Genomic DNA, 18,441 nt, shown 5'->3' on the forward strand with positions numbered 1-18,441 from the left:
AATTGATTAGAAGGTTAAGTAATTAAAAATTAAGCGACTTCCATCCCTCAGTACCTTCCATTTAAACCATCTGAAATCCCTTTAACATAAGAACCAAAGGCAGATGTTTCCCTGTGGTACAGTAGGATAAGTGCAGCTGTAAACCAGAATTTGAGGAAGAAGAAGTAGATTAAAAATGTGTAGAACTCTTTTTTCCCTGCGTATTTTCTCATGAAGAGGAATAGGTTCCGTGCTGAGTAGTACTCACGGGTTCCACTTATTTTTTTGGAGCTTGCTGAATCCTTGTGCCAGAGCTTTGATCTATCTGCACAGACGATTTTAAAACCAGCCCTCTTTGCTCTGAGACAGATATCCGTGTCTTCATAGTAGAGAAAACATTTTTCATTGAAGAGCCCGATTTCATCCAGAACCTCCCTTCTGATAAGCATGGAACATCCTGAAACAGCATCCAGATCATTACCATAATCTTTAGATCCGTCTCTGCTTTTAGATTCGTCCCGGCCCATATAACCCACTGAAACCATTTCTCCACGTGACCATTTAATTTTAAAGCCCAGAGACTGTATCAAATCCCTGTCATGGTAGAAGTAAATCTTGGAACCTGCAATACCTGCATTCCCCACCTGATTCAAAAGTTCATCTAAAAAAGAGGGGTCAACAACGGTGTCGTTGTTCAGAAGTAGTAAAAAATCAGGGTTTAAATTTTTTAAAGCGTATCTCATCCCTACGTTGTTTCCCCCTGCAAATCCATGATTTTCACGATTTTTTATCAGCACGAGATGGTTTTTTACATGTCCAAAATTGTTTTCAGACTCTAAACTGGACGAAAAACTCGTTTCACCCTTATCAGAATTTTTAAGTTCTTCCTCTTCTATTTCCAGTACATTTACTGGTTTGTTATTGGGATCATACCCAAAAAATGGTGATTCAACCTTTAAACTGCCATCACAGTACTCCAGTATCCTTTCAATTGAATCATCTTCAGAGTGGTTGTCAACGACCACCACCTGGTAATTTGGATATTCTATCTGATACAGTGATTCCAAAGCTTCAACAGTATCCTTCCAACCGTTCCAGTTAAGAATTATTATTGAAACCCTGGGATGATTCATATTTCCACCCTGCACAAATCATTGGAACTCCACACAATCCATGGAAACCCTACACAACCATTAAAAATCCACACAATCCATAGAAAATCTACACAACCTTGGACATCCATACAAACATTGAAAACCTGTACAATCCATGAAAGTTGTAATTTTTTAACCAGAGGCAGCCATGTTTTCCCTGAAAGACACTGGTGTTAAAGGATAGTATTTATTTAATATTATAATTAGTTTAGCATTTTCTGCAGTTCATGGGTAAAGACCACCTACAGTAAAATAACCCACAGTTGGACCATTCCCAGTGCGCAGTAGTACCGGTGCTTCAGTTTAACCGGGAGTTCAAACCATGACACGTACCGGTTTAGGTTAAAGATATAAAGTTTGAATGATAAATAAATATTACTCATTAATAATACTGTATCTTAAGTCCAATAATGGAGGGTGAAATGGCCGCGATTCAGAGGATAGCGAAGAACGTAGGTGTTTTGTTCATAGCCCAGATCATAACGTACACACTGGGCTTCTTCATAACCATGTACACTGCCCGGTACCTGGGAGCTGGAGGGTTCGGTATAATATCCCTTGCACTTTCCATAACTGGTATATTCGGTGTTTTCAGTGACCTTGGTCTGAGCACCCTCATGGTAAGGGAAGTTGCACGGGAAAAGTTCCTTACAGATAAATACGTGGTGAACCTTTCAATTCTGAAGGTTCTTCTGAGTATCCTGACCTTCGGACTTGTTGCTGCAACAGTTACGATTATAGGATATTCAGAACTCGTGAGCACGGTTATCTACCTCATCACATTATCAACTGTGCTTAACGCCTTTACCCTGGTTTTAAATTCTGTTTTTCAGGCAAACGAAAAAATGGAGTACATATCAGTTAACTACGTTTTAAACAGTGCTTTAATGGCCGTTGGTACTGCCGTTGGCATATATTACGCTTTAGATGTGGTTTACTTCGCTTCAGTTTACGTTGTTTCAACTCTTCTGGTTCTGATCCTTGCCATCATCATCTACCTCTGGAAGTTTTCCCTACCCAAACTGGAGATTGATTTAAGTTTCTGGAAGCCTACGCTCAATGAAGCCTGGCCCTTTGGAGTGAGCACAGCCCTTTCTAACATTTACTACTTCGCAGATTCAGTGATACTGTCTGTTATGGTCAGCACAGAAGTGGTGGGCTGGTACAACGCGTCCTACAGAATAATAGCAGTTATGTTATTCATTCCAATCCTTCTCAATACTGTGCTCTTTCCAGTGATGTCCCAGTTCTACGTAACATCCAAAGACTACTTCCGGCTGGTTTATGAAAAGTATTTCAAGTACATGGTGATGATCGGGATTCCAATAGGTGTTGGGACAACCCTGCTGGCAGATAAGATCATCCTCCTCATCTTTGGAGGCGCCTACGCACCATCCATAATTGCCCTGCAGATACTCATCTGGGCACTTGTAATCAGTTTCTTGAGCGGTGCATTCACACTTCTACTGCAAACATCCAATAAACAGATGGTTATAACAAAGATAACCTCCATCAACGTGGTTTTAAACGTTGTTCTCAACTTAATTTTGATACCCTACTTCAGTTACGTGGGGTCTAGTGTTGTTACCGTTGCAACACAGCTTTCTGCCTTTTTATTATCCCTGAAGGCGGTTTCTGAGAGGGGATATGGATTAACCAGAAAAGAGAGATCTTATCTGGCTAAAACAGTTTTTGCAAGCATGATCATGGGAGTATTCCTTGTTTACTTCAGGGACCTGAATTTATTCGTTCTCATTCTACTGGGAACAGTGATATATTTCATAGTAGTGTGCCTCGTCAACGGATTCGACAAGGAAGATATTGCCATCGTTAAAAATATTATCAATAAATAGTGCGAATTGAGGTACGGACATGTATGTTAAGGAAATTGGAAGAATTAAATTAGCCCACGAAGCAATTTACAAAGCAATAGAAGATGGTGACAGGATCATCATCAACACCATCGAAAAGATGGCGTCGAGGGTACGGAAATTATCAGAAAACAATGAACATGATGAGAACACTTTGCAGGACATCATCATCTTCGACGATCTCTTTCCCCACCCAGTATCTGCCTTCAGGTTTCAGGAGTACAGTTCCTACCTTGAACACTTCGAGAGGATAAAGATTTACTCCACAGGATCCGCCCTCGAATATATAAAAGAAGGAAAACCCCTTGAAACTGTGATCAAAGACTACGAGGAAGAATTTCCTCAATTCAAAGGTAAAGTTGAAAGCTACGTTCCAAAAACGATTTTACATCCAAAAACTATGTTAGGTCCTGAAAGGATTTCACAATCAAAGGCAGCTTACACACTGTTTTTAAACAACATCTACGCATACATAGACATCATAGAGAGGTACAAAATACCCTTCGTGTTCACACTGTATCCAGGCGGAGGTTTTTATTTGAATGACAAAATTTCAGATAACAAGCTAAAAAAAGTCCTTTCTTCACCTTACTTCAGGAAGGTCATCGTGAATCAACAGGTCACCTACGACTACCTTGTGGACAACAACCTATGTGAGGCAGAGCAGATCCAGCATATCTTTGGTGTTGTAACCCCTTTAAAGATGCTGGAGAAGGAATACCGTGACAAGAAGTACTTTGGTAGGGACAAAACTGTTCTGGACATATGTTTCGTGTCCCACAAGTACACCAAAAGGGGTGTGGATAAGGGATACGATGTTTTTATAGAGGTTGCCCATGAACTGGCAGCGAAGTACCCTAATATCAATTTCCATGTTGTTGGTGGTTTTGATGAAGAAGAGATTGATGTTACCAGGATAAGGGACAGGATCCATTTTTATGGGCCCCAGTTATCTGACTGGTTCCATGAGTTTTACCAGGACAAGGACATTATCCTATCCCCAAATATCCCTTTTAAATTGATGGATGGAGCGTTTGATGGATTTCCAACGGGTTGTTGTACAGATGCAGGTTTGCATAAGGTTTCAATCTTCTGCACCGATGAGATGCATGAGCATCCAGGAAAATATGAAGATGGGAAGGAGATGGTGATCATCCCCCACGATGCCCAGGAGATCGTGAAGATCATCGAAAACTACTATCAACATCCTGGGAAACTGCAGGAAATTGGTGAAGCAGGATGTTTAAGAATAAAAGAGATTTACAGCTATGAAAACCAGATAGCTCCGCGAATAAAAATCTTAGAAGATGTGATAAATGATCAGAAATGATATTTAACAACCCATTTATCTGACGAAGAACAAAAATATTCATGATGAGCTTAGCTGTGAACTGCAAAACCCCCTTAAAAGAAGGTTTGAATGCAAATTCCCACGGTACTTTGTTTAACCACCATAATTACTTGTTTAACACCACAGTTTTGTTTAAAATTCACTGAGATGCTTAAAAGATGGTAAATGGAGAATTAAAATGATGAGCTGGGATGATGTTAAGTTCTACTCCGAGATGTACGCTCGAAGAATCAGGTACATGTATCCAATCAAGAATCATCTGGAGAGTAGAAGAAATAAAAAGATTCTGGAAGAAAATCGGTTGAAATATAAAAATACAGAGAATCCTCTTGTTTCAGTTTTAATAGCAACATATAATCGCCCTGAGCTTTTAACAGAACGTGCAGTGCCTTCAGTACTGAGACAAACTTACCAGAACTTCGAACTGATAATCATTGGCGACCACTGTACCAACGACACCGAGGAGAGGTTGAAAAAGTTCAAGGATGAAAGGATAAAGTTCTTCAACCTTCCTGAAAGGGGTAAATATCCCGAGGATCCCCATAAACGATGGCTGGTTGCAGGCACTGCCCCTGCAAACAAAGCCATTGAACTGTCCTCTGGTGAGTGGCTGGCGCCCCTGGATGACGATGATGAATTTTCTGATGACCACATTGAAACCCTTCTGAAATTTGCCACGGACAACGATTACGATATGGTCTATGGAAAGGTCCGCATGGAAACTGAACCTGATAAATGGGATGAACTGGGTTCATACCCACTTGAAGGCAGCTGCATCTCCCACATGGCCGTGCTCTACAGTTCCAGGTTAAAATTCATGAAATACGACATCAACTGCTGGAAGTACATCGAACCTGTTGACCTTAAGATGTGGAGGCAGATGAAGGAAGCAGGTGCAAGAATTGGATTCATAAACAGGATCGTTGGAAACCATTACCTCGAAAAAAACCAGGAAAAGGAATGAAATTTACGAGAAAAAAGGTTTGTTAGAAAAAAAGGTTAGAAAAGGGGATTCATCCACTTGGAATCATTAAAAAAAAATTGAACATTCAACCACTGGCTTCCTGGGTGCACGGCCACCGACCGGCATAACAATACCCTTCCACATAATTTATTACTTGGGTGTAACATAAATACTATGGAATTTATGATGTCTGAATTGGTGAGGGAAGATCTAGGGGAGGACTGCAGTAGAGATTGTTGAGATCCAATGGACGTATCAAACAAGGAAAGAAAGTGAAACAGAAGGTTAGGGAAATTTTTTGAAGTGAGTTTTTGAGGTAGGTTCAATAAAAGTTGGTGATCAATATGGAAATTGGTGGTTTTCTTGAATTTCCAGAGTTAAAGGATACTGAAAGAAAAGAATCGGCCTATTATTACTTAACTCATCTTTATGATAATTATAATTTCTTTGCAGACGGCAGACAGGCCATAAAAGCCGTGCTGTTAAATACCGGAGATATCCTGAATAAAACATGTTATTTACCTGCTTATCTATGTGACTCCATTTTACAATCATTCAGGGAACTGGAACTGGATGTTAAATTTTACCCCCACAGGGAACTGTTAAAACCTGTTTTGGATGGAAAAATCAAAGATTCTCTGGTATATCTAATTGATTACTTTGGTACAGAACCAGTCTCTGAAAAAGAGATTGGAGAGATATTGGATGGGAACAACATGGTGATCCTGGACGTGAGCCATTCAATACTTGATGAAAAAAGATTCTCCCTAACCCATGAAAATTTTTATTTAATATCCAGCCTCAGGAAGACATTTCCCATCCCAGATGGAGGGATAGTTTATCACAGCGATCCCAACTTTAAATCAAGCGACATTCCTCCAATAAAGTATGAAAAAAAGTTAGAAGCCATGCTACTGAGGAAACTGTATCTCAATGAAACTGATACACATGGGACGGATACAGATATGGCTGAGAAATCAAAATGGGTTAAAGAACATTTTTTAAACCTCAATCAGGAATACGAATCTTACAAGTATGATTCTACTGTTGAACCCCAGAGCATCCCATTGACTTCGTGTTACATCCTGAAGAATATATCCATGACAGATATCACGGACAGAAGATGGCAAAATCTTAATTTTATGCATAAAGAAATACTCAAAAGGGATTTACTTCTTTTTAACCAGGATAAAATTAAAAGCCCATTCATATTAACCTTAAAATTTAAAAATGAAAATGAAAGGGATTCTACGAGAAAAAGGCTCATTGAAAATGATGTGTATCCACCAGTCCTATGGGATTTAAAGGCATACATACCTGAAGAGTTCAGTTACGAGAGACATTTAAGCAAAAGGATTTTGATGGTGCCCATAGATCAGCGGTATGGGCCTGGAGAAATGTCGAAGGTTAGGGATATATTGAACTCGGCTGAGATGGTTTGATTTTAGTTTAACATAGAATTCAAAAACTAATTTGGGGATCGAAGAACGTGGCAGTCAAACCTGCAAGTTATTTACCCTGTAAATGTATTGACAGATGTTTAGGGAGTTAAATGAAAGTTATAACTGAAGGAAAGATTTGGAACAAAGCCCTGGAGGAAAACTTCCATAACCCTGATGTGTACTTCAAGTATGAGTACTACAACCTGTACGAGAATCATTACGGCGTGAAACCAGAGTGTATCTTCTGGGAAGATGAACACATGAAGGTTTTCTGGCCCCATCTCATCAGGGACGTGTCCAAATTAACGAGGTGTGAAGATTTTTCATGCTACGACCTAACTAGTCCCTACGGTTACGGTGGACCCCTCATAACCATGAACACCCCCAACACCAGAAGGGCATCCCAATCAACCAGAGCCTTCTTTGAAGATTACAGGGAGTATGCTTTAAAAAATCATTACATATCTGAATTAATAAGATTTGACCCTATTTTAATGAACTGGGAACCTTTTGAAGGAATTTTCAACATTGAACACGTGAACGATGTTGTACTGGTTGATCTATCACAAGAACTGGACAATATTTGGTGTGATATTCGAAGGGGACATAAACGTCATATAAAAACTTCAATTAAGGAAGGATGTAAAGTAAGATTTATAGAAAACCCTTCAGACAAAGATTTTTCTGATTTTATAAAGCTTTACTGCGGTACCATGGACAGGAACCATGCGAATCAAAAATATTATTTTTCTACAGAGTTCATTGAAGACCACTTCAAATTATTAAACACCCTGTTTGTAGCGGTAGAAGATGGAAACAACATTATTGGAATGACCATGTTCATTTATGGGAATAATTCAATCCATTACCACCTTACAGGAGCAGTTAGAGATACTAAAAAGGTACACCCATCTCATCTAACATTATTTGAGACAATGAAATGGGCTAAGGAACGAAACTTTAAATATTTAAATCTGGGGGGAGGTAAGAAAAAAAATGATAACCTCTTTGAATTTAAAAGACGTTTTTCCAAGTTAACACGGGAATCTTATATTGGTAAGTTGATATTTAATGAAAAGGTCTACAGTGAACTGATAAACCTCAATGGAAGAGTTCCTGAAGAAACAACATGTTTTCCCAGGTACAGATATGGATACAATGAAGAAATAGTGTAAAATCTCCAAAAACTCGATTGAAAACCTGAGATTGGAAATTCTAGCTTTTATTATTCAGGAGAAAATAAAAAAAGATTTAAAAAAAATGAAGTACAACTTTTTCAATTCTCTTAAAGATTAATAATGTCTCTTAAAGATTAATAGTGGTTTAATCATTCCTTGACTGCTGTGCTTGTTAACTTAACGTGTTCAACACCCTTAAGCCTCATGAGCTTTTCAGTCAGGTTGCGGATGAATTTAACATCCCCGTGGATCACTATAACCTCAAGACAGTACTTCTCGTTCATGTGGATGTGCATGACTGCATTCACGTATTCACCGTACTCGTGCTGGGCATCGGTGATGTCCTCCATGACCCCTGTTGCATGGTGGTCGTAGATCACGGTTATAACACCTATGCGTTCACCTTCAATTTCATTCATCCACTGGTAGCGCAGTATGTAATCCTTGAGGGCATCACGGATACCCTTCGATCTGGAATTGTATCCCCTGTCCTTCAGAACATCATCAAATTCATTCATTAGTTTCTTAGGCAGTGACATGCTTATTCGCATCATCTAGATTCCTCCTTATCCTTGTTACTCATCATATATTAATTCTTATTATTTGATTAATAAAGGTTTTGTATGCCTTCAGCCTATTTTAGCTTCAGAATAAGGGGGGATCAACAAAAAAAGGGTTCCAAATCCAAAGGCAAAAATGGGGTCTTAAAAAAAATAGGAAAATGGGGATTCATATCCCCCAAAGTCATTTTATTCATTGCTTTTAACTGAAACTATCCCATCTGAAAAATTTAAGCTTCACCTCCTTCCTTTGAAGTACCCCACACCAACAAGACCCACAAGAACTATTATACCCAGTATTGCAGCTACTGGCATGCCTGTCTGGGAGGAACTTGAACCGTTGTTCTTGGTGATCTCGTAGGACTTCTGTCCGTTGTCTCCTGCCTGTGAAGAGGAGCTTCCCTGACTGTTTGACTGGGAACTGCTCTTCCCTGCACCGGTTGAAGCTGAACTTGATGTTCCCACAGCTGGGGATCCTGCATTGGCAGTGGATCCCTGAGAACCCTGGGGGCTTGAAGGGTTAGATGTACCCGTACTTGCTGCAAATGCAGCACTTCCTGTTGCAGTGTAAAGTTTGCTCTTAAGCTGTGCAAGCATATCAGGGTTTATGTACTGGGTTGCCCATTTCATCATGGCTATGTTACCGCAGCTGCAGTCGCAGCATGCAACGCCATTCTGGATAACCATCTGTGCCCATGTGTTTGCAACCAGTTTCATGGTTGCAGTGTCAGGTTTCCAGTAGCCCTTGTAGGCTGCTGTGAGCATGGTTCCTGTCATGCTGATCATGGAGTAGGCGTTGTTTCCAGTGGAGAGCCACTTGGTAACGCCTGTGTTGTACTGGTCCTTCAGGTATGTGTTCACTGCCTCGTCCCACATCCAGCCCTTGACAAGCTCCGGATTGGTGACCTGCCATCCCCAGAGATTGGAGATGAACTTGTTGGACATCTCCCTTGCACCGCTGTAGCCTTCACCCATCATTCCCTGTATCCACTGGGGGTTCAGGTAGCGGGTTCGTAGTTCCATCCCCATGTAACTTTCAAGGGACATTACCTTTGCGTTGTTGCGGTTTGCATATGAGAGAACGTTGAGATCAGGTGCCCTTCCATCGTTGGTGCGTTTTATGGCAAGTGAAAGTCCTCCGAAGTAGTCGAAGAAGTCGTCGTTGTCCAGTACACCGTAGACATTGGAGCTTCTGCTGTGGTATGCTGTGCCAACCCCCTTGAGAAGGTCCTTGAAGAGCTCGGTGTTGGGTGTGCCCCAGTTCCTCTCGGTGTAGGAGTGGCCCATTCTCTCAAGGTACATGTCTGCTATGGTGTCTGTGCTGTTCCATGTCCATGACTGTTCCACTGCCTTGCTGACACCTGCACCGTACTCACCCACAGCAGCGGAGAAGATCCTGGTTATTGCAAGTTCACCTGCATCGTTGGATGATACACCCTTTGTTTTGAGGTCTTGAACTGTTTGCAGCCAGTGTTTGGCAACGTAGTTGGTTTCAAGTGATTCATTTCCATAGATGCCTGTTGGGAAGGTTGCTTTGGTTGAATAACCTGCTGTTATAAGGGGCTGGAGTGCATAGTCAAGGCTGTCCTTGAGGCTGCTGTACTTGGGATCGGTGCATATGGTTTTGTAGGATGCTGCAAGTGCAACGCGGTAGGATCTGTCCATGTTCACCAGTAGTTTCGGGAACAGGTCCCTGAAGAGTCCGCTGGTGGTTGTTATAACATCGATCCGTGGGCGTGTGTAGTTTGCAGGTAGTGGTGAGAGTCCCATTTCAACACGGGTTTTGTTGAGGTCGGCTGTGAGTTCTGAGCTTGGTGTTGCAACCATTTTGCCCACGGTACCTCCCTGGTTGAGCCATTTCTCTGTTTTTTCAGGTTCCACTCCAAGCATCCTGAGTACAAAGGATGCCATGGTTCCGTCATCACGGGAGGTTTCAACGCACCATACAACTGCTGCTATCTTCTCAGGAAGGTCTTTCTGGTCGAACTGTGCCAGTGCCATGTCTGCAAGTTTCTTACCAAGCTCCCATGCTGATTTCTTAGGAAGCTGGTTGTCGTTGGTTGAGTAGAAGTTCTTACCAGTTGGCAGGGCGTTCACGTTGTTTATTGGGTCATTCCCTGTTGCCGGGGACACGTAGCTTCCACTGAGTGCACCCAGAAGTGAGTTCATTTCACAGGTGGGACTTTCACTCAGAAGCTTCCTGTAATCCTCCATGTTTCCACCGTTGGCCTCTGCCATGGCTTTGGCCATCATATCAATTTCCTCACTACTCCAATTTCCTCCAAAGGTGTGAAGACCACATGGAGTTAATGTGCCCTCCATCTCATCCAGAAAGTCATCGATCTTAGTTATGTCTGCATCTGTGAGGTTTTTAGGGTTTGTTATGCCAAGTTCCCCTGCAAGGTTGAGTTTCACCACGTTGTTACCTATCTCGGTTTTGTACTGCTCCTTAAGCTGGCTTCCATCTGGATCTGTACTGTGGAGTTTGTAGTTGTCCATGGATGTTTTCAGGACGGTGTAATTTCCATAGAGGGCTGTTGAGTTCATTGGTGGAATCATATGGTCTATTATCACTGCGTTTCCCCGTCTCTTGGACTGCAGTCCCTCTGCAACTCCGTCCATACTGTAGATGTATATGGACGGAACATTCCCAGAGACCAAATCTGAATAATCAAAGCTTGTCAGTGCAACTTCCTTCCTTGGCAGCCATTCGTAGGTTGCGTGTCTTCCAAGGTGGACCTGTGCATCTGCTCCAAACACCTCATTCACCCATGCGTACCATGCAAGGTACTGGTGGGGTGGTGAAACTGCTGTGTTGTGGTAGAGTTTCTCCACATCTGCCTCCCATCCCCTCTGGGGTTCGGGACCTATGTAAACGTTTCCAAAGAACATTCCAGGGATGACGACATATTCAGTGCCGTTTTTCTTCACTGTCATTATGTTTCCCGGTGCCTCACCCCATCCTGAAAGGCCTGACATGTTCAGTGCCCTGAACTCTGCCTTTGCAGCGTAGAAATCGTTCCATTTGGTGGAATCACCATTTACAATTGATTTTAATGCTGTGTTCATCCTTTCAAGGAGTGCGTCTGCCTTTGCTGATTTATTTGTGTAGGTGTCTGCCAGGCTTTTTGTTTGGTTGGTCCATTTGTCTATTGCTGTTAAGGTTGCGTCGGTTGATCCATTGCTGATTCCGATTTTGGTGAGTTCCTCTATGTAACCTGTGGGTCCCTCAACCACCTCCTTCTGGACTAGTGGGTCCTGTTTGGCAAGCCATGCTTTGTACTTGTCTGCCTCCCACAGTATGGTGTTTGGGTTTTCTGCAAGTTTCTCAAGTTCTCCTGGTGCCCAGTTTGCAACGTTGATTCCCCTCTTGATCATCTCATCCACAAGTTGGGTTGAATTGTTTGGAATGTTTTCCACGGTGTAATTTTGGGCTTTGAGTGTCTGTAGTATGTTCATTATGCTTTCAGGGACGTTGAGGTAACTTGCACCGATGTTCTGTTTGCCTGGTGGGTAGTTGTAGTAGATCATTGCGATCTTTTTGTCACTGTTACCCATGGTCTGAAGGTTCACCCAGTTGGCTATCCTGTCTGAAAGAGTGTTGATCCTCTCTGTTACTGGTTTGAACCTGGATATCTGTGCTCCAGTTACTGGATCTATCGTTGTTTCGCTTGCTGCAACAAAGGTTGGTTCTATTATTCCCTGAGTCTCTGCATTGGCTATCTTGTAGTAAACCTCGTTCCAGGGCAGACCCTCCTGTGAAACAAGCCAGTCCCCCTCTGTTCTTTTATCGGTTCTCATGGCCTTGAAAACAGGTACGTTGAGGCTTTCAAGCAGGGTACTGGTGTTGTTGTTTCCCAGTGTGAAGTCAAAGAAGCTCACAACTGCGTTCACCTTGTTCTGGGGGTCTGTGAAGAACGTGGCCATTGCAGTCTGTACACTGGCACCTGATGATCCAACGATGGGTATCACGTTGAATCCCCTGGCAACCAGGGTATCTATGAGGCTCTGGTAGTGGTCCATGTTTCCGTTTGTAACGTAGCTCACATCATCCACGATTCCAACTGTGGGTGCGCTGCTGTTTTTTGAGTAGATTTTCAGGTAGTCCTCAAGGCTGTTGAAGGTTTTACCATCCCTGTAAAGCATCTCCTTTTTGGTTAAAATACAGGGCTCTGGATCCCATGAGGAGTCCCATGAACCTCCATGTGAAATTTCATAACCTTTTATGGAGTATTTAAACTGGTTTTCAAAGTTCTGGGTTCCCTTCTGGGTGTAACAGAGTGCCACGTCTATCCACTCCACACCCCCGGGGTTGTACTGGGGGCTTGAAGAGTTAGACCACGTTGATCTGTAGGTTTCAAGTGCTGTTGTGTTGCTGTTTTTAACTGCCAATCGCAGGGAACTCAGTTCTGAGTCTGATAATCCACTGAATATTTTTTTACCGTTAACCTGGTTCATTCGGGTCAGGTTGCTGGTTGTGCCCTGATCATCCACCATGAGGAAGTCCTTATCATTCAGGAGTCCTTTGTTGGTTGATACGAGGTTCCAGAGTTTTTTGTTCACTGTTTCGGATATCCATTCACCTATCACTATCTGGGAGCTCTCGATCAGGGCCTTCAAATCACTGTCGTTCATTGCTTCTATCTGCTTGTAGGAACGCACCTCAAATGAAACTGGTGCATCGTAGTTTCCCACTGGATTGAAGAGTTCCATGACCTTGTATGCAGCATCGTTTATGGATTTTATGTTGGCATCTGAACTTATAACGAAGACCTTTGGGTCAACCAGTCCCTCCTTGGAACCTTTGGTCTTTAGATCCGGAAAGGTTGATGTCCTTGAATCATTTGAAATCTCTGAGTTAACTGGAGAGTTTGAGGAGTTTGAAGGGGCGGATCCTGTAAAATTAAGATTTTGAACAGTACAATTCTCTGTTTCCACCGGTTCGACTCCAGAATCATCCATCCCTGCTGCTGTAACCGGTCCCATGGAGCTCATCATGAGTATGAAGCATATCAGCAATGAACTGAGTTTTTGATTAATACATTTCACCTCCTTTTTATTTTTTAATGTGCAAATGTAGGTAAGAGTAATACTATATATAGTATTTGTGTTATTAATTATGGGTAGGAAAACAAGGACATAGTAATACTTATAAGAATAATAATATTTTTATCCTAAAAATTAATGATTTTTTAATATAAATTGCGAATTTTCAAGGGTTAAAAGTAATAACCGCTTCCTTTAGTTTGAAATCGTTCATCCCAGGATACGAATAACAAAACAAATCCCCCTATTATTTTATCTGTCTCAGAGGGCAATTAGTAATACTTTTTATTAGAAAATTATTTATAAAGGTTTGTACTACTTCTATTTATATAAGTAGGATGTGTTGATGTGGATGATGAACTGAAGTACAGGAAACATGGAAACAAAACCCAAAAAGAACTTGCAGAGGAACTCCATGTGCCCAAAGAAATCGTGACTGCACTGGAACTTGGATCCCACAAACATCCCAGCCCTGCTCTGAAAAAGAGGATCCACAACCTAACAGAACAATTCAATCCAGAGGATCTGAAGGATCTCATCTACATAGGTCGTGGAGCCCATATAAAGGAGGAACTCGGTCCGGACTTCAGGTACTACATAAGGGGCCTTAAAAAGATCCACGCCATAAATTCAGAGAACTTCAAAAAGCTTGATGTTGAAGGGTGCATGTGGACCATAGGCCGCGTGGACATGGATGAATTCCAAGTTGCAGAGATAGGAAAATAAGGGGGATCCATATTCCCCTTTAATTTTATGAAAAAATGCAAATTTTTAACTCCAAAGGCAAATTTAATCTCAGAAGAGAGAAATCAACACATTATAAAAGGGTTTAAACTTAAAAAGTCACTATTTTAGGTATTTTAGGTGAAGGGTTACTACTTCTCGGCGGAAAAAATCGAGTTTAGTAATACATTATGTATTAATTTTAATCTTTAAAGCGCAGAATTAGTAATACTGACAAAAACATTTATATGATAGTTTCAGTTTCACTAAGAAATAGAGCTTTAAAACAGATTTGAAGCCAGTATTACGATTTACCTTCAAAAAAAGGGTTTAGTAATACCATATGAAACTATATAAATACGAAACTTGTATAGAAAATTGAAAGGAGGATCAAAAAAATGCACATACCTGACGGATTTATACCTTTATGGCAATGCGCTATTTACTTTGTCATATTAGCAGTAGCATTGATTATCTCACTTCGATGGGCCAGAAGAGACCTTGACGAGAAGAGGGTACCATTACTGGCAGTCTTAGCAGCAGGTATATTCGCCATAATGTCCATGAACGTCCCTATACCATGGGGAACCAGCGGACACATGGTGGGTGGAGCCCTTGTTGCCCTTATATTCATGGCCCCTGAGGCAGCGGTCATAGTATTCACCCTTGTATTGATTGTACAGGGACTGTTCTTTGGAGACGGAGGACTGACGGCACTGGGTGCAAACGTCTTAAACATGGGGATCATAGGAGGATGCGTGGGCCTTTACTCATTCAAAGCCCTGAGAAAACCTTTGGGCAAAGTGCTTTCAGAAAACAAAGCCAAAATAGCAGCAATAGCAGTAGCATCATGGCTGTCCATATTCATAGCAGCTGAAGCAGTTGCAGTGGAGATGTGGCTTGCAGGAACATTCCCACTGGGAGCAGGACTCATGTTCATGGGATTATACCACTCTGTAATAGGTGTTATAGAAGCCATTTTAACCGTGGTTGTTATACTAGCCCTTGAAAAACTCAGACCTGATCTCCTTGCCTGGAACAGGAAAAAAACAGGAGATCTCAAGGCAGAGTCAAGCGAGGTGGAATCAAAATGAATCCTAACGACAAAAAACTCGTGATGGTGGGTTTGGTTATCTGTGTTATCATAGCTATTCTTGCACCATTCATAGCTTCATCCAACCCAGATGGGCTTGAAAAATCCGCGGAACAAGTTGGCACAGCAGATGAATCAGGAATATATGAGTCCCCATTTCCAGATTACATAATTCCTGCATTCGGTGAAAATCAATTCTCGGGAATAGTTGCTTTGATCGTGGGTGTTCTCATCACCCTTGGACTTGGTTACGTTATAGCCGAAATTCTTAAGAGAAGAAACCCTCCAGAAGCATCTGAATAAATCTACGTATCCCTTTTTGGGATACCTTAAATTTTTTAAAATTTTTTTAAAAAGGTATAAAATATACAAAAATCCTCCACTAAGAGAAAACCAACAAAAAAGAAGATGTACGAGATGAAAAAACATGAGCGGCCTTGAATCCATCAGTGAACTCGAACGTATAACAATGCAAAACAGCCCCCTCCACAATCTGGACGGCAGGGTCAAACTGGTGATGTTACTGGCCATAATAGTCTACGCAGTTTACACCACAGACATCTTCATACTGGTGCTCATGGAGATTTACCTCATGGTCCTTATCTACGTTTCAAAACTCTCCTTCAAGGATTCATTCATAAAGATACTCTTAATTCTCCCATTTGGTGGGGCCATAGCCATATTCCAACCCTTCGTACATGCAGGTACAGTTATCTACACACTGCCACTGGGCATACACGTAACAGCCCAGGGACTGGCCTTCGGATTACTCCTTATATCCAGACTGATTGTATGTTTAACCAGCATCGTTCTTTTATCATCCCTGAGCCCTATGCAAGAGGTTGTTGACTCATTCAAGAAGCTTGGAATGCCCAGGGACCTGGCGATGATATTCAGCCTCTTCATAAGGTACCTCTTCATGTTCTACGATGAGCTTCAGAGGATAAGACATGCCCAGGCAAGCAGGAACTTCGACATCTTCAGCAAAAAAACAGCCTACATGTGGAGGCTGAAGCAGGTTGCCTACACAATAGCCATGATGTTCCTCAGAGCCTTTGAAAAGGGCGAAACTGTTTACTTCAGCATGCTGAGCCGTGGTTACAGCGAGGAATCAGATATTTACACTGCAAAGAATAAAGTTGGAATGACGGACTTCACCTTCGTATCAACAACACTTGCACTTATCATCTGCCTTGAGTTCATTAAATACATTGGAGTAATCTGATCTTCCATTAAATTAATCCTTCTTTTAATATTCAATCTGGCCACTAATTTTTAAAGATTTATCCACAACCACACCCCCTCCCTGTTCCTCAGTCCATCACTGTTTCAGTTCTAGGGCAGTACACAGTACAGACCAAATGGGCACCAATTGACACAACACACACCATAACATAAAGTCCAGATCTCATAGGATAAACCCACCATGGATAAAGCCCCTACAGGATATGATTTTAACTAAGATCTTTATTTTAATTATTGAGGCATAGTGAAGATTAAAAGGGAATTGTTGAATTATTTAAAAGATTTTAGAATAAAAGATTTTAGAAACTTTTAGAAAAGTTTTAGAAAAGTTTTAGAAAGATTTTTTATGTTTTTATTATCAGACCTATGAATAAAATCCGGATAAGAACTTCCTAAAAATAGGAAGTTTGAAGATAAAGAGTTTGAAGATAAAAAAGAGTTTAAGATTAAACCAATTAAAAATAACAGCAGAAATATGAATTAAATAGAAATATGAATTAAATAGAAATAAGAATTAAATAGAAATAAGAATTAAATAGAAATAAGAATTAAAATAACTAAATAAGAATTAAAATACTTCAGGAACCGTTTAAATCTGCGGTTCCAGCCTCTTTATCATGAAGGCCATGAATGCCACCACCATTGGGAACATGAAGAGGTACATGATCAGGAGAAGTATAGGTGGTATGAACGGTCCCATGACTGTTGAAGCTGCAATTATCATGATCAAACATACAACAGGCCCTAATATGGCTATGAACATGTATATCATGGTGAATGAGTTGAGTTTCTGAGCGTAGTCCTTAAGTTTCATCCTCATTTCGTAGGATGTGTCCTCAGCTATAACGTTAAGGGTTTTTGATAGATCTCCACCGCTTGAAAGGGTTCTTGTTATCTGATGAACTGCCCTACTAAGTCCTTCAGACTGTATCCTTTCACTCATGTCAACCAGAGCTTTTTCTGTTGTTTCACCGTATTTTATTTCCTCGAGTGTCCTTGCAAATTCCTCAGAAAGTGCACCATAGCCGGACATTGCAACTGACCTCATACTGTCGTGAAGACCCAGCCCTGCCTTTAACTCCGTTGCCATCTGCCTCAATGCATATGGAAGTTCCCTTGAAGCCTCGTTGGACCGTTTACCCTTCTGCAGGTTTGGAAGGAAGATGATCACCACGGACATCATGAAGATTGCAAGACCGAACACTAGGCCGATCTCTATTCCAAAGCCCAGTACAACCATTATAACAACTACAAGTGCAAAGGAAACTCCACCCATAACCATTATCAGTTTGGGATCCACTCCCTCCTTTTCCTCATCCTTGAGAAGTTCTTCCAGTGAAGCTTTGGTGTAAGCTGCTTTTTTAGCCTGGTCTTCCTGGACTTCCTTCTCCTTAGTTCCACGCTGGTACTTCTTATCAACGAGTTCCTTGAATATTTCTATCTCATCCTTGTCCATTCGCCTGCGTTCTATGGTTCTTTGAGAACGTCTTGGTTTTGAACTTCTTCTCAAGCCCTCAGTAATACTTGAGGTTTTCATGGATAGTTTCTTTGGGGATTCAGCCTCAGAAGATCTTTCAGAGGAGCTTTCATCATGGGGAATCCTTCCCTCAGATCGTCTGCTGTTCAACCTGTCCACTGGTGCAGAAACTCCTTCACCAACTTTCCTACTTGAATCTACAGTTACTCCACCAATTCTGTTGAAAAATTTTTTGAACCCATCAAAAACCATCTTATCACCAGTCACTTATAAATCTCAAGGCTTTGAATTTATTATTCCCTCAACTTCTTCCATAATATATTATGGCTCATTCAATATTAATGTAGCCATAATAGGG

The 18,441-nt window shown here is 41.3% G+C and carries 13 protein-coding genes; 9 read left to right on the plus strand and 4 right to left on the minus strand.

What is annotated here, in order from left to right; all coding sequences use genetic code 11:
- Nucleotides 1-47: 47 nt before the first annotated feature.
- A complete protein-coding gene (locus MCBB_RS09100) occupies nt 48-1,112 on the minus strand; it encodes a glycosyltransferase family 2 protein (RefSeq protein ID WP_071907465.1) in 1,065 nt (354 codons plus the stop codon).
- Nucleotides 1,113-1,555: 443 nt separating this feature from the next.
- On the opposite strand from MCBB_RS09100, the gene MCBB_RS09105 reads away from it, so the two are divergent.
- From MCBB_RS09105 to MCBB_RS09125, 5 genes are all read left to right on the plus strand, one after another.
- Complete coding sequence (locus tag MCBB_RS09105; protein WP_071907466.1) at nt 1,556-2,986, plus strand: flippase; 1,431 nt, start codon at nt 1,556-1,558, stop codon at nt 2,984-2,986.
- Between the two features lie 19 nt (nt 2,987-3,005).
- Nucleotides 3,006-4,334: a glycosyltransferase gene (locus MCBB_RS09110; RefSeq protein ID WP_084789936.1), complete on the plus strand. Its 1,329-nt coding sequence runs from the start codon at nt 3,006-3,008 to the stop codon at nt 4,332-4,334.
- Nucleotides 4,335-4,533: 199 nt separating this feature from the next.
- The gene (locus MCBB_RS09115) at nt 4,534-5,319 is read left to right on the plus strand and encodes a glycosyltransferase family 2 protein (RefSeq protein ID WP_071907467.1); all 786 of its coding nucleotides are present in this window, start codon (nt 4,534-4,536) and stop codon (nt 5,317-5,319) included.
- A gap of 344 nt (nt 5,320-5,663) precedes the next feature.
- Nucleotides 5,664-6,761, plus strand: a complete 1,098-nt coding sequence (locus MCBB_RS09120; RefSeq protein ID WP_071907468.1) for a hypothetical protein — start codon at nt 5,664-5,666, stop codon at nt 6,759-6,761.
- 110 nt (nt 6,762-6,871) lie between these two features.
- Complete coding sequence (locus MCBB_RS09125; RefSeq protein WP_071907469.1) at nt 6,872-7,936, plus strand: GNAT family N-acetyltransferase; 1,065 nt, start codon at nt 6,872-6,874, stop codon at nt 7,934-7,936.
- 152 nt (nt 7,937-8,088) lie between these two features.
- On the opposite strand, the gene nikR is transcribed toward MCBB_RS09125, so the two are convergent.
- Both nikR and MCBB_RS09135 read right to left on the minus strand, forming a co-directional pair.
- Nucleotides 8,089-8,490, minus strand: a complete 402-nt coding sequence (gene nikR / locus MCBB_RS09130; RefSeq protein WP_171899148.1) for a nickel-responsive transcriptional regulator NikR — start codon at nt 8,488-8,490, stop codon at nt 8,089-8,091.
- A gap of 246 nt (nt 8,491-8,736) precedes the next feature.
- Nucleotides 8,737-13,518: a cobaltochelatase subunit CobN gene (locus tag MCBB_RS09135; RefSeq protein ID WP_071907471.1), complete on the minus strand. Its 4,782-nt coding sequence runs from the start codon at nt 13,516-13,518 to the stop codon at nt 8,737-8,739.
- A 375-nt stretch (nt 13,519-13,893) separates the two neighbouring features.
- Between MCBB_RS09135 and MCBB_RS09140 the strand changes: the two genes are divergently transcribed.
- The 4 genes from MCBB_RS09140 (at nt 13,894) to cbiQ (ending at nt 16,586) form a co-directional block, all read left to right on the plus strand.
- Nucleotides 13,894-14,271: a helix-turn-helix domain-containing protein gene (locus tag MCBB_RS09140; protein ID WP_071907472.1), complete on the plus strand. Its 378-nt coding sequence runs from the start codon at nt 13,894-13,896 to the stop codon at nt 14,269-14,271.
- Between the two features lie 395 nt (nt 14,272-14,666).
- On the plus strand, nt 14,667-15,362 hold the full coding sequence (gene cbiM, locus MCBB_RS09145) for a cobalt transporter CbiM (protein WP_071907473.1): 696 nt from the start codon (nt 14,667-14,669) through the stop codon (nt 15,360-15,362).
- On the plus strand, nt 15,359-15,664 hold the full coding sequence (locus tag MCBB_RS09150; RefSeq protein ID WP_084789938.1) for a PDGLE domain-containing protein: 306 nt from the start codon (nt 15,359-15,361) through the stop codon (nt 15,662-15,664). Before cbiM ends, MCBB_RS09150 begins: the two co-directional genes overlap by 4 nt.
- Before the next feature lie 124 nt (nt 15,665-15,788).
- Nucleotides 15,789-16,586 (plus strand): cobalt ECF transporter T component CbiQ, encoded by a 798-nt coding sequence (gene cbiQ, locus MCBB_RS09155; protein WP_071907475.1) that lies wholly within the window; start codon nt 15,789-15,791, stop codon nt 16,584-16,586.
- 609 nt (nt 16,587-17,195) lie between these two features.
- Here the strand turns inward: cbiQ and MCBB_RS09160 are convergent.
- A complete protein-coding gene (locus MCBB_RS09160; protein WP_071907476.1) occupies nt 17,196-18,335 on the minus strand; it encodes a type II secretion system F family protein in 1,140 nt (379 codons plus the stop codon).
- Between the last annotated feature and the right edge of the window lie 106 nt (nt 18,336-18,441).

The sequence above is a fragment of the Methanobacterium congolense genome (genome assembly GCF_900095295.1).
In the GTDB taxonomy this organism is placed as follows: domain Archaea; phylum Methanobacteriota; class Methanobacteria; order Methanobacteriales; family Methanobacteriaceae; genus Methanobacterium_C; species Methanobacterium_C congolense.